This window comes from Klebsiella sp. K5-204 (assembly GCF_030128585.1).
GTDB classification, from domain to species: Bacteria; Pseudomonadota; Gammaproteobacteria; order Enterobacterales; family Enterobacteriaceae; genus Klebsiella; species Klebsiella quasipneumoniae.
This window is the reverse complement of the sequence record NZ_JAKUZS010000005.1, coordinates 411,806-424,845: the sequence shown is the minus strand read 5'-3', so window position 1 is coordinate 424,845 and position 13,040 is coordinate 411,806. Positions and strand designations below refer to the sequence as shown.

At 63.3% G+C, this 13,040-nt stretch carries 10 protein-coding genes; 8 read left to right on the top strand and 2 right to left on the bottom strand.

Annotated elements, in window-relative coordinates; translation table 11 throughout:
- Positions 1 to 10 precede the first annotated feature (10 nt).
- The 3 genes from betI to betA are packed head-to-tail and all read left to right on the top strand — an operon-like array spanning position 11 to position 3,762.
- On the top strand, positions 11 to 598 hold the full coding sequence (gene betI, locus MKR05_RS15880) for a transcriptional regulator BetI (RefSeq protein WP_023288759.1): 588 nt from the start codon (positions 11 to 13) through the stop codon (positions 596 to 598).
- Positions 599 to 611: 13 nt separating this feature from the next.
- Positions 612 to 2,084 carry a betaine-aldehyde dehydrogenase gene (betB, locus tag MKR05_RS15875; protein ID WP_032455046.1) on the top strand — a complete coding sequence of 491 codons (1,473 nt, stop codon included), beginning with the start codon at positions 612 to 614 and terminating at the stop codon, positions 2,082 to 2,084.
- A 13-nt stretch (positions 2,085 to 2,097) separates the two neighbouring features.
- Positions 2,098 to 3,762: a choline dehydrogenase gene (gene betA, locus MKR05_RS15870; protein ID WP_023288757.1), complete on the top strand. Its 1,665-nt coding sequence runs from the start codon at positions 2,098 to 2,100 to the stop codon at positions 3,760 to 3,762.
- 140 nt (positions 3,763 to 3,902) lie between these two features.
- Here betA and MKR05_RS15865 read toward each other — a convergent pair whose 3' ends face one another.
- Entirely contained in the window at positions 3,903 to 4,598 is a 696-nt protein-coding gene (locus MKR05_RS15865) for a GNAT family N-acetyltransferase (RefSeq protein ID WP_087826804.1), read from the bottom strand.
- 205 nt (positions 4,599 to 4,803) lie between these two features.
- Here MKR05_RS15865 and MKR05_RS15860 point away from each other — a divergent pair, with 205 nt between their 5' ends.
- The 5 genes from MKR05_RS15860 to MKR05_RS15840 all read left to right on the top strand — a co-directional run bounded on the left by MKR05_RS15860 (position 4,804) and on the right by MKR05_RS15840 (position 9,868).
- On the top strand, positions 4,804 to 6,372 hold the full coding sequence (locus tag MKR05_RS15860) for an ABC transporter substrate-binding protein (protein WP_238874907.1): 1,569 nt from the start codon (positions 4,804 to 4,806) through the stop codon (positions 6,370 to 6,372).
- 120 nt (positions 6,373 to 6,492) lie between these two features.
- The gene (locus MKR05_RS15855; RefSeq protein ID WP_284118316.1) at positions 6,493 to 7,515 is read left to right on the top strand and encodes an ABC transporter permease; all 1,023 of its coding nucleotides are present in this window, start codon (positions 6,493 to 6,495) and stop codon (positions 7,513 to 7,515) included.
- Positions 7,515 to 8,348, top strand: a complete 834-nt coding sequence (locus tag MKR05_RS15850) for an ABC transporter permease (RefSeq protein WP_238874904.1) — start codon at positions 7,515 to 7,517, stop codon at positions 8,346 to 8,348. The genes MKR05_RS15855 and MKR05_RS15850 overlap by 1 nt, the downstream gene beginning before the upstream one ends.
- On the top strand, positions 8,341 to 9,177 hold the full coding sequence (locus tag MKR05_RS15845) for an ABC transporter ATP-binding protein (RefSeq protein WP_023288752.1): 837 nt from the start codon (positions 8,341 to 8,343) through the stop codon (positions 9,175 to 9,177). Before MKR05_RS15850 ends, MKR05_RS15845 begins: the two co-directional genes overlap by 8 nt.
- Positions 9,164 to 9,868, top strand: coding sequence for an ABC transporter ATP-binding protein (locus MKR05_RS15840; RefSeq protein ID WP_023288751.1), 705 nt, complete (start codon positions 9,164 to 9,166; stop codon positions 9,866 to 9,868). The genes MKR05_RS15845 and MKR05_RS15840 overlap by 14 nt, the downstream gene beginning before the upstream one ends.
- A gap of 1,688 nt (positions 9,869 to 11,556) precedes the next feature.
- Here MKR05_RS15840 and MKR05_RS15835 read toward each other — a convergent pair.
- Positions 11,557 to 12,894, bottom strand: coding sequence for an aspartate aminotransferase family protein (locus tag MKR05_RS15835; RefSeq protein WP_152843153.1), 1,338 nt, complete (start codon positions 12,892 to 12,894; stop codon positions 11,557 to 11,559).
- Positions 12,895 to 13,040 lie beyond the last annotated feature (146 nt).

Below are 13,040 nucleotides of genomic sequence, written 5' to 3'. Positions count from 1 at the left end.
AGTGGCAAAAATGCCCAAACTGGGGATGCAGCCAATCCGGCGCAGGCAACTGATCGACGCCACGCTGGACGCAATAAATGAAGTCGGAATGCACGACGCGACCATCGCGCAGATAGCCCGGCGAGCGGGCGTATCGACGGGGATCATCAGTCACTATTTCAAAGACAAAAATGGTCTGCTGGAAGCGACCATGCGCGACATCACCAGCCAGCTGCGCGACGCGGTGCTTAACCGTCTGCACGCCCTGCCGGACGGCAGCGCCGGAGAGCGTCTGCAGGCGATAGTCGGCGGCAACTTTGATGAGACGCAGATCAGCAGCGCGGCGATGAAGGCCTGGCTGGCCTTCTGGGCCAGCAGCATGCACCAGCCGATGCTCTACCGCCTGCAGCAGGTGAGCAGCCGCCGCCTGCTGTCAAACCTGGTGTACGAGTTCCGCCGCGAGCTGCCGCGCGAGCAGGCCCAGGAGGCCGGCTACGGGCTGGCGGCGCTGATAGACGGCCTGTGGCTGCGGGCGGCGCTCAGCGGCAAACCGCTGGATAAGACGCTGGCGCAGTCGCTGACCAGCCACTTTATTCGTCAGCATTTACCGAACCCATAACCGAGGAGGCGTTATGTCCCGAATGGCAGAACAGCAGCTTTATATTAATGGTGGTTATACATCGGCCACCAGCGGTCGCACCTTCGAGACCATCAACCCTGCCACTGGCGAGGTGCTGGCGACCGTTCAGGCTGCCGGACGCGAGGATGTCGACCGCGCCGTTGAGAGCGCGCGGCGCGGGCAAAAAATCTGGGCGGCGATGACCGCCATGGAACGCTCGCGCATCCTGCGTCGCGCCGTCGATATCCTGCGCGAGCGGAACGACGAGCTGGCAAAGCTGGAAACCCTCGACACCGGTAAAGCGTATTCCGAAACCTCAACCGTGGACATCGTCACCGGCGCCGACGTGCTGGAGTATTACGCGGGGCTGATCCCGGCGCTGGAAGGCAGTCAGATCCCCCTGCGCGAGACGTCGTTCGTCTACACCCGCCGCGAACCGCTGGGTGTGGTGGCCGGGATCGGCGCGTGGAACTATCCGATCCAGATCGCCCTGTGGAAATCGGCGCCAGCGCTGGCCGCCGGCAATGCAATGATTTTCAAACCGAGCGAAGTCACCCCGCTCACCGCCCTCAGGCTGGCGGAAATTTACAGCGAAGCGGGCCTGCCGGACGGGGTGTTTAACGTCCTGCCGGGCGTGGGTGCGGAGACCGGCCAGTACCTGACTGAACATCCGGGCATCGCTAAAGTCTCCTTTACCGGCGGCGTCGCCAGCGGCAAAAAGGTGATGGCCAACTCCGCAGCCTCATCGCTGAAGGAGGTCACCATGGAGCTGGGCGGTAAATCGCCGCTGATTATTTTCGACGATGCGGATCTCGATCTCGCGGCCGACATCGCCATGATGGCCAACTTCTTCAGCTCCGGCCAGGTGTGCACCAACGGCACCCGGGTGTTCGTCCCCGCGAAGGTTAAGGCGGCGTTTGAGCAGAAAATCGTTGAGCGCGTGGGCCGCATCCGCGCGGGCGATCTGTTCGATGAAACCACCAACTTTGGCCCGCTGGTCAGCTTCCCGCACCGTGACAATGTGCTGCGCTACATCGCCAAAGGCAAAGCAGAAGGCGCGCGCCTGCTGTGCGGCGGCGACGTGCTGAAGGGCGAAGGCTTTGACAACGGCGCATGGGTGGCCCCGACGGTGTTTACCGACTGCACCGATGAGATGACCATCGTGCGCGAGGAGATCTTCGGCCCGGTGATGTCCATCCTCAGCTACGCGTCCGAAGAAGAAGCGATCCGCCGCGCCAACGATACCGACTACGGTCTGGCGGCGGGTATCGTCACTGCCGACCTGAACCGCGCCCACGGCGCCATTCATCAGCTGGAAGCCGGCATCTGCTGGATCAACAGCTGGGGGGAATCCCCGGCGGAGATGCCGGTCGGCGGCTATAAGCACTCCGGTATTGGCCGCGAGAACGGCGTGATGACCCTGCAGAGTTACACCCAGGTGAAGTCCATCCAGGTTGAGATGGGTAAATTCCAGTCCATATTTTAACCGGGAGGTTTTTTTGCAATTTGACTACATCATTATTGGCGCCGGATCCGCCGGCAACGTTCTGGCGACACGACTGACTGAAGATCCAAACACCACCGTCCTGCTGCTGGAGGCCGGCGGCCCGGACTACCGGTTCGATTTTCGCACCCAGATGCCCGCCGCGCTGGCTTACCCGCTGCAGGGCAAACGCTACAACTGGGCCTACGAGACCGAACCGGAGCCCTATATGAACCACCGCCGCATGGAGTGCGGGCGCGGCAAAGGGCTCGGCGGCTCCTCGCTGATTAACGGCATGTGCTACATTCGCGGCAACGCTCTGGACCTCGATAACTGGGCCGCCGCCCCGGGACTGGAACACTGGAGCTATCTCGACTGCCTGCCCTACTACCGGAAAGCGGAAACCCGCGATATCGGGCCCAACGACTATCACGGCGGCGATGGCCCGGTGAGCGTCACCACGCCGAAGCCGGGCAATAATCCGCTCTTCGAGGCGATGGTTGAAGCCGGGGTGCAGGCGGGGTATCCGCGCACCGACGATCTCAACGGCTACCAACAGGAAGGCTTTGGTCCGATGGACCGCACCGTGACGCCGCAGGGCCGTCGCGCCAGCACCGCCCGCGGCTACCTCGACCAGGCGCGCGGTCGCCCCAACCTGACCATCCGCACCCATGCGCTGACCGATCACATTATTTTTTCCGGCAAGCGCGCGGTGGGCGTCGAGTGGCTGGAGGGGGAAAGCACTATCCCGTCAAAAGCGACGGCCAACAAAGAGGTGCTGCTGTGCGCCGGGGCGATTGCCTCGCCGCAGATCCTGCAGCGCTCCGGCGTCGGCAACCCCGAGCTGCTCAGGCAGTTCGATATCCCGGTGGTGCACGATCTCCCCGGCGTGGGTGAGAATCTGCAGGACCATCTGGAGATGTACCTGCAGTACGAGTGCAAAGAGCCGGTGTCGCTCTACCCGGCGCTGCAGTGGTGGAACCAGCCGAAGATCGGCGCCGAGTGGCTGTTCGGCGGCACCGGGATCGGCGCCAGCAACCAGTTCGAAGCGGGCGGTTTTATCCGCAGCCGCGCAGAGTTCGCCTGGCCGAACATTCAGTACCATTTCCTGCCGGTGGCGATTAACTACAATGGCTCCAACGCGGTGAAAGAGCACGGCTTCCAGTGCCACGTCGGTTCGATGCGCTCCCCCAGCCGCGGCCACGTGCGTCTGAAGTCGCGCGACCCGCACGCCCACCCGGCGATCCTGTTTAACTATATGTCCCATGAGCAGGACTGGCAGGAGTTCCGCGACGCCATTCGCATCACCCGGGAGATCATGAACCAGCCGGCGCTGGATAAGTATCGCGGCCGCGAAATCAGCCCGGGTATTGACTGCCAGAGCGATGCCGAGCTGGATGAGTTTGTGCGCAACCACGCCGAGACCGCGTTCCACCCGTGCGGGACCTGTAAGATGGGTTACGACGAGATGGCGGTGGTCGACGGCGAAGGCCGGGTCCACGGTCTGGAAGGCGTGCGGGTGGTCGATGCGTCAATTATGCCGCAGATCATCACCGGCAACCTGAACGCCACCACCATTATGATCGGCGAGAAGATGGCTGACGCCATTCGCGGCCGCCAGCCGCTGCCGCGCAGCACCGCGGCGTATTATGTCGCTGGCGACGCGCCGGTTCGCCGCTAATCGTTTAGGCCGGATGGCGGCTATGCCTTGCCCGGCCTACGATCCGGGCGGCCAGCGGTTAATGTAGCCACTTACGCCACCGGTATCGGCGGCGTCAAAATCGCAGAGGCGTTCCCGGAAGGTCGGGACAGCCTCTGATGTTAGCGAAACGCCTCCAGGCGTTTGATCTGCTGCCCGTCGGCAGTAAAGTTCTCCACCGCCAGCCATGCCCGCAGCGCCGCATCGCGCGCAGGCCACTCGCCGTCGATGATGGACAGCATATCGCTGTCGCGCGTCCGCCCTTTGCGCACCAGCCTCTGCCGCAGGCGCCCTTCCCAGCTAAAGCCCAACCGCTCGGCGGCCCGGCGCGAGGCGACATTCATCGAATCGCATTTCCACTCCAGCCGACGGTAGCCATGATCAAAGCCGTTCTTCAGCAACAGCCAGACCGCTTCGGTACCCAGCGGGGTGTTTTTCATCCGGCGCGACCAGGTGACATGGCCGATCTCAACCGTGCCCATTTCCCGTTCGATCGCCATATAGCTGACGATACCCACCGCCTGCTCGCTACGCAGGTCAATCACCGCGTAGGGCACCAGAGCATCATCATTCACCTTGCCCGCGATCCAGTGGGCGGTCGCCGCCACGCTCTCCGGCCGCGTAGACGCCAGCCACGTCCAGTCGCTGTTGTCGCCTAGCGCATAGGCGGCAAACAGATCCGCCGCATGACGGTCAACGTCCAGCGGCTCCAGTCGACTAAAACGGCCATTTAACGCCGTTCGCCGCAGGACTCGCGCCCCCTGCCAGCCAGGGACAAGATCGTTCACCTGCTGGCCAAACTCATTGATTTCCGGCACACCCACCTCCTCGCAATAGACAATGCGTTATAGCAAGAAGCCAGCAGCCGAGAAAGGCGCTTTTGCACGCCTGGCAATAACCTGTCGTTCTTGATTATGCGTTTTTAGCATAAGGATATCCTTATTTTGACTTTACGCCTTTTGGCAAGCGGCCTAACGTAGCGAAGCATAAAAAATTAAAATAACCATTTTTCAGGGATTGCATATGACCAAGAAACTGTTGCCTTTACTGGTACTGACGGCGCTCTCCGCCGCCGCGCATGCCGCCACGCCGCCCAACACGCTGGTGGTCGCCCAGGGTCTCGACGATATCGTCAGCCTCGACCCGGCGGAAGCGAACGAACTCTCCAGCATTCAGACGGTGCCCAGCCTCTACCAGCGCCTGGTACAGCCGGACCGCAACAACCCTGAAAAAATCGTGCCGATCCTCGCCGAAAGCTGGCAGGCCGACCCGGCGACGAAAACCCTGACCATCAAACTGAAGCCGGATGCCAAATTCGCCTCCGGTAATCCGCTGCGCCCGGAAGATGTGATTTTCTCTTACACCCGCGCGGTGACGCTGAATAAATCGCCGGCGTTTATTCTCAACGTGCTCGGCTGGCAGCCGGACAACATCGCCAGCCAGCTGAAAAAGGTTGACGACCATACCCTGACGCTGCACTGGACTGCCGACGTCAGCCCGGCGGTGGCGCTGAATATACTCTCCACCCCCATCGCCTCCATTGTTGATGAAAAACAGGTGGCACCGAACGCGAAAAATAACGACTTCGGCAACGACTGGCTGAAGATGCACTCGGCGGGCAGCGGCGCCTATAAAATGCGCGTCTACCAGCCGCATCAGGCCATCTTGCTGGAAGCCAACGCCAGCTCCCCCACCGGCGCGCCGAAGATCAAGAGCATCATTATTAAAAACGTCCCCGACCCGGCTTCCCGCCGCCTGCTGATCCAGCAGGGGGATGCCGACGTGGCCCGCGATCTCGGCGCTGACCAGATTGCCGCCCTGCAGGATAAACCCGGCGTGAAGGTGCTGAGCATCCCGTCCGCCGAACAGAACTATCTGGTGTTTAATACCGCCAACAGCGCCAACCCGCTGCTCAATAATCCGGCCTTCTGGGAGGCGGCGCGCTGGCTGGTCGATTATGAGGGCATCACCAAAAATCTGCTGAAAGGCCAGTACTTTATTCACCAAAGCTTCCTGCCGGCCGGCCTGCCGGGGGCGCTGGAGACCAATCCATTCGCCTTCGACCCGCAAAAAGCTAAGGCTATCCTTGATAAAGCGGGCATTAAGGATGCGCACTTCACCCTCGACGTGGAGAACAAACCGCCGTTTATCACCATCGCCCAGTCGCTGCAGGCCAGCTTTGCCCAGGGCGGGGTGAAGGTGGATCTCCTGCCGGCCGCCGGCAGCCAGGTCTATGCCCGGGTGCGCGCGAAGCAGCATCAGGCGGCGATCCGCCTGTGGATCCCCGACTACTTTGATGCCCACTCTAACGCCAGCGCCTTCGCGTGGAACGATGGTAAATCCAGCACCGTGGCCGGGCTCAACGGCTGGCAGATCCCTGAGCTGAATAAAGCCACCCTCGCCGCGGTGGCGGAGCCGGACCCGGCGAAACGCCTCGACCTGTACAAAACGATGCAGGAAACCCTGCTGCAGCATTCGCCATACGTCTTTATTGACCAGGGGAAAACCCAGATCGTGGTGCGCGATAACGTGAAGGGCTATCAGCAGGGGCTGAACGCCGACATGGTCTGGTACGATAACGTGACCAAGTAAGCGGGTTATGTTACCGGGCACGGCGGTCTCGCCCTGCCCGGATGACCGTTTCTCCACCCGGACCCGGTGGACGTCGCGCCGCCGGGAACCATGTTGATATACCAGGAATTTCCATTTTCCATGTCATCGTTTTCCACTCATCTTACCCGCCTGCTGCAGGGGCTGTTGACCCTGCTGCTGACGCTGTTCGGGCTGCTGCTGGTCACCTTCTCGCTCTCCGCGCTGTCGCCGGTCGACCGCGTACTGCAGATCGTCGGCGACCATGCCAGCCAGTCGACCTATGATCAGGTTCGCCATCAGCTGGGTCTCGACCAGCCGCTGCCGGTGCAGTTCTGGCACTATCTGGTCAACCTGGCCCATGGCGATCTCGGTATCGCCAGCGCCACCGGCCAGCCGGTGCTCCACGATCTGCTGGCGGTCTTCCCGGCGACCCTTGAGCTGGCGACCCTGGCGCTGATCGTCGGCGCGGTACTGGGCATCGTCGCCGGGGTGCTGTGCGCCCGTTACGCCGGTTCGCCGTGGGATCTGGCGGTGCGCACCTTTACCCTGTTGGGCAACTCGGTGCCGATATTCTGGCTCGGCCTGCTGATGCTGGCCCTGTTCTACGCCCGGCTGCAGTGGGCGCCGGGCCCGGGTCGTCTCGACGATATTTATCAGTACACCGTCGAGCCGCGCAGCGGTTTTGCGCTGATCGACACCTGGCTCTCCGGCGATACAGCGGCTTTCAAAAATGCTATCGGCCATCTGCTGCTGCCGGGGCTGGTTCTGGCCTATTACTCGCTGGCGAGCATCACCCGTCTGACCCGCTCCGCCTGTCTCAGTGAAATGAACAAAGAGTACATTCTGCTGGCGCGGGCCAAAGGGGCCGGTGAGATGACGATTCTGCTGCGTCACGTTCTGCCCAATATCCGCGGCACCCTGCTGACGGTGACCGCCCTCGCCTGGACCTCAATGCTCGAAGGGGCGGTGCTCACCGAAACCGTCTTCTCATGGCCGGGGATCGGCCGCTACCTCACCACCGCGCTGTTCGCCGGAGATACCACGGCGATCATGGGCGGCACGCTGCTGATCGGCGTGAGTTTTGTGCTGATCAATAACCTGACCGACCTGCTGGTGCGGTTAACCGACCCGAGGGTGCGCTGATGCCGACTTATCTGTTTTTACGCCGTCTGCGCCGCTCACCCGCCGCCTTCTGCGGTCTGACCCTGGTGATCCTGTTGGTGCTGACCGCGCTGTTCGCCCCGTGGCTGGCGCCGCACGATCCCAACTGGCAGGATGCCGCCGCCCGTCTGCAGGGGCCGGGCGCGGGGCACTGTCTCGGCACCGACAGCTACGGCCGCGATCTGCTGTCGCGCCTGCTCTACGGCGCCCGTCCGGCGCTGGGTCTGGTCGCGCTGGTGACCGCCATTACCCTGCCCGTCGGTCTGCTGGTGGGTATTCTCTCCGGCTACTATGGCGGGTGGCTGGAGCGGATACTGATGCGCTTTACCGACGTGGTGATGTCGATGCCGCGGCTGATCCTCGCCTTCGCGTTCGTGGCGATGCTCGGCCCGGGGCTGGTCAACGGCGCGCTGGCGTTAGCCCTGACTACCTGGCCGGCCTACGCCCGGCAGGCGCGCAGCGAAATTCAGCGCCTGCGCCATAGCGATTACCTCGCCGCGGCGGAGATGCTGGGCATCCGCGGCTGGCGGCTGCTGGTCGGCCATATTCTGCCGCTGTGTCTGCCGTCGGCGATTGTCCGGCTGGCGCTCGATCTGGCGGGCATTATCCTCGCCGCCGCCGGGCTCGGCTTTCTCGGCCTGGGCGCCCGCCCGCCGATGGCGGAGTGGGGAGCGATGATTGCCGACGGGATGCAGGTGATTTTCGATCAGTGGTGGATCGCCGCCATCCCCGGCGCGGCGATCCTGCTCGCCAGCATGGCGTTTAACCTGCTGGGCGATGGCCTGCGCGATATTCTGGAGCCGCAACATGACTGACATCCGACTGACCGTCCAGGGACTCGCCGTCGACTACCCCACCGCCCGGGTGGTGGACAACGTCAGCTTCACCCTCGGCAACGAGCGGCTGGCGCTGGTGGGGGAATCCGGCTCCGGCAAATCGATGACCGCCCGGGCGCTGATGGGCCTGGTGCGCAAGCCCGGGGTGGTGAGTGCCGAACGGCTGGAGGTGCTGGGGCGCGATGTGCTGACCCTCAGCGCCCGCGGCTGGCGCGAACTGCGCGGCAACGATATCGCCATGGTGCTGCAGGATCCGCGCTATGCGCTGAATCCGGTGCAGTCCATTCAGACGCAGCTGGAGGAGGCGTTAACCCTGCATCAGCGTCTCCGCCGCCGCGCTCGCGCCGAGGCGGTCAAAGACGCCATCGCCGCCGTCGGTCTGGATCTCCCGGTCCTCAGCCGCTATCCCGGCGAGCTCTCCGGCGGGATGGGGCAGCGGGTGATGATCGCCCTCGCGCTGCTCAATAACCCGAGGGTGCTGATAGCCGACGAGCCGACCTCGGCCCTTGACGCCCGCCTGCGCAACCAGATCCTCGAGCTGCTGGTGGAGCAGTGCGCGCAGCGGCAGATGGCCATGTTACTGATCAGCCACGATCTACCGCTGGTGGCCGCGCATTGCGATCGCGTGCTGGTGATGTACCAGGGGAGACAGGTCGATGAGATGCCGGCGCGGGCGCTGCCGACCGCGACGCACCCTTATACCCGCACCCTGTGGACCTGCAGGCCAAATGCGCAAACCTACGGTCAGATGCTGCCGACCCTCGACAGAACCCAGGACTTTACGGAGACGACCCATGGCGATCGTTAATCTTAAGGATCTACAGGTAACATTCGGCGCGAAGACGGCGGTCTCCGCCGCCAGTTTCCGTGTCGACGCTGGGGAAACCTTCAGCCTGATCGGCGCCTCGGGCTGCGGCAAATCGACGATTTTGCGCGTGCTCGCCGGATTACAGCGCGAATGGCGCGGCAGCATGGCGCTGCTGGGCCAGGCCATCGCGCCGGGCGCCCGCTTTCAGGGCGAGCTGCGACGCAATGTGCAGATGGTGTTTCAGGATCCGTATGCTTCGCTGCATCCCAACCACACCCTGTGGCGCACCCTGGCGGAGCCGCTGCAGATCCATGGCATCCGCGACGTTGCCCCGCGGGTGACCACCGCCCTTGAGCAGGTGGGTCTGGCCGCCGACGCCGCACGCCGCTATCCGCACCAGCTCTCCGGCGGTCAACGGCAGCGCGTGGCCATTGCCCGTGCCCTGCTGCTGCGTCCGCAGATCCTGCTGCTGGATGAGCCGACCTCGGCGCTGGATATGTCGGTGCAGGCGGAAATCCTCAATCTGCTTAATCGCCTGAAACAGGAGCACGGCATGACCTATCTGCTGGTCAGCCACGATGCCGACGTCATCGCCCATATGTCCGATCGGGCGGCGTTTATGGCGGAGGGTGTGATCCAGCGCTTTTTCGATCGCGAAGCGCTGCTCAACGGGGAACACCGGATGAAGTGAGGTCAGCGGAGGAGCCGTTGTTTTGTCGGTGGCGCTTCGCTTACCCGACCTGGGTGCCGTGCGCTCGTCGTTAATTTATTCACCAGCCTTGCTGAAACTGCCGGTGCTGACGGCCTCAACATCGCTGAGACGTTCCCGGAAGGCCGGGGCAGCCCGCATGGATGCGGGCTGAGGGCCGTGTTTTGCACGGACGCTGCCTCGGCCCGACCCGAAGCCTGCAGGGATAAGTCGAAGGGACCACGCAGTGGCGATTTTGCTGGCCGGAGCCCGGGGGTACAGGGGGCGGCGGCGACTGGCCGCCCCCTGTGCGCTCCCTGCGCCATAAGGGACATAACGCAGAAGACTAACCGGGAGCGCAATATGCCCGGAATTAACATAGAAGTTGTAGCCCTGCCAGGCGCACTGCGAACAAGGACATTTCCGGTTGTGCCGTTATTTTGCCGGGTGGCGGCTGCGCCTGACCCGGCCTGGAGGATCCACTCACAGGCTCACACCCCGTAGGCCCGTGCAAGCGCAGCGCCGCCGGGCAAGATATCAGGCACGGTATCCTTGATTTCGCCGGGTGGCGGCTGCGCCTTACCCGGCCTACAGGATCCTCTCACAGGTTCACACCCCGTAGGCCCGTGCAAGCGCAGCGCCACCGGGAATAATCAGGCACGGTACCCGTGGTGTTGCCGGGTGGCGGCTGCGCCTTACCCGGCCTACGTTCTTACGACCTGTCGTTAATTTATTCACCATTGTTGCTGAAACTGCCGGTACTGGCGGCCTCAAAATCGCTGAGACGTTCCCGGAAGGCCGGGGCAGCCCGCATGGATGCGGGCTGAGGGCCGTGTTTTGCATGGACGCTGCCTCGGCCCGACCCGAAGCCTGCAGGGATAAGTCGAAGGGACCACGCAGTGGCGATTTTGCTGGCCGGAGCCCGGGGGTACAGGGGGCGGCGGCGACTGGCCGCCCCCTGTGCGCTCCCTGCGCCATAAGAGACATAACGCAGACGATTAGCCGGGAGCGCAATCTGCCCGGAATTAACATAGAAGTTGTAGCCCTGCCAGGCGCAGTGCGAACAAGGACATTTCCGGTTGTGCCGTTATTTTGCCGGGTGGCGGCTGCGCCTGACCCGGCCTGGAGGATCCACTCACAGGTTCACACCTCGTAGGCCTGTGCAAGCGCAGCGCCACCGGGCGATGACAGCAGGCACGGAGCCGCTTTTATGCCGGGTGGCGGCTGCGCCTTACCCGGCCTGGAGGATCCACTCACAGGCTCACACCCCGTAGGCCCGTGCAAGCGCAGCGCCGCCGGGCAAGATATCAGGCACGGTATCCTTGATTTCGCCGGGTGGCGGCTGCGCCTTACCCGGCCTGGGGCCCCAAATCACCGCTGGCGCTGAGGTCGCTGAAACTGCCGGTGCTGGCGGCCTCAAAATCGCTGAGACGTTCCCGGCAGGCCGGGGGTACAGGGGGCGGCGACTGGCCGCCCCCTGTGCGCTCCCTGCGCCATGATTGACATAACGCAGAAAATTAACCGGGAGCGCAATCTGCCCGGAATTGACATAACGCAGACGATTAGCCGGGAGCGCAAACTACGCTGAAGCCACAGATAACATAAAAAACCACACGGCAGCCCTTCCCCTCACCCTGGCCCTCTCCCGGAGGGAAAGGGAACCGTCCGGCGGTCGCTTCCGCTACTCTCCCCTACTTCGCCAGGCTGGCAAAGCGGGCGAAGACCGCATCAAAAATCCCCAGCCCCTGCGCCACCTGCTCAGCAGTAATGGTGCACGGCGGTACCACATGAATGCGGTTCTCCACCACAAAGGCCAGCAGCCCGGCTTCGGTCAGGGCCCCTTTGATCGCGGCCATGTCGGCGGCGGTCAACGGCGTTTTTTGTTCACGGCAGCTCACCAGCTCCAGCGCCTGGAACAGGCCGCGACCGCGCACCTCGCCGATAATGGCGTGCTTCTCCGCCAGCGCCTCGAGACCGGGGCGCAGCACCTCGTTGCCGATATAGGCCGCGTTCTCAACCACCTTCTCCTCTTTCATCGCGTCGATGGTGGCGACAATCGCCGCCATCGCCAGCGGATGGCCGGAGTAGGTCAGCCCCCCGGCAAAGAAGTGATCGTCAAAATAGCGGGCAATCGGCTCGCTAATCAGCACCCCGCCCGCCGGCACGTAGCCGGCGTTAACCCCCTTGGCAAAGGTCACCAGATCCGGCACCACGCCATCCTGTTCAAAGGCGAACCAGCTGCCGGTACGACCAAAGCCGGCCATCACCTCATCGAGGATCAGCACGATGCCAAACTCGTCGGCCAGCGCGCGCACGCCCTGCATATAGCCTGCCGGCGGCACGAGGATCCCGGCGGTGCCGGGGATGGACTCCAGCAGGATCGCCGCGATAGCCGTCGGCCCCTCGCATTCAATGATCCGCCGCAGATGGGCCAGCGCGCGCTGGCACTCCTCCTCCTCGGTCGCAGCGTTGAACTCGCTGCGGTAAAGGTAAGGATTGAAGAAATGCACATGGCCGCGGGAAAACTCATTCGGCACCCGGCGCCAGTCGCCGGTGGCGGCGATCGCGCTGCCGGTGTTGCCATGGTAGGAGCGATAGGCCGACAGCACCTTGTCGCGTCCGGTATACAGCCGCGCCATGCGAATCGCGTTCTCATTGGCATCCGCCCCGGCGTTGGTGAAAAATACCTTGCTGAAGCCCGCCGGCGCCAGGTCGACGATGCGCTTCGCCGCTTCGCCGCGGGCAAGGTTGGCGGTAGCGGGCGCGATGGTGACCAGGGTCTCCAGCTGCGCCTTCATGGCCGCCAGCACCCGGGGATGTTGATAGCCAATGTTGACGTTCACCAGCTGGCTGCTGAAGTCGAGCCAGGTGTTCCCCTCATAATCCCATAGCTCGCAGCCTTGCGCCCCGGCGATGACCAGCGGGTTGAGATTGCCCTGCATCGACCATGAATGAAACACATAGGCGCGATCCAATTGCCGAACTTCGTCATTGCTTACCGCGACCTCGTTGTGAATTGCCAGCTTCATACCCTGCCCTCTCTCATGTCGTAGTGGTTGACTTCATCATTGGCCGCGGCCGCGCAAATCGGATAGAGCCAGTGTGCGCAAAACGATGTGACACGGTGTCACATCCCCGCCCGTCGTCTGGCCCTGTGCCTTGCCATCCGGCGTTT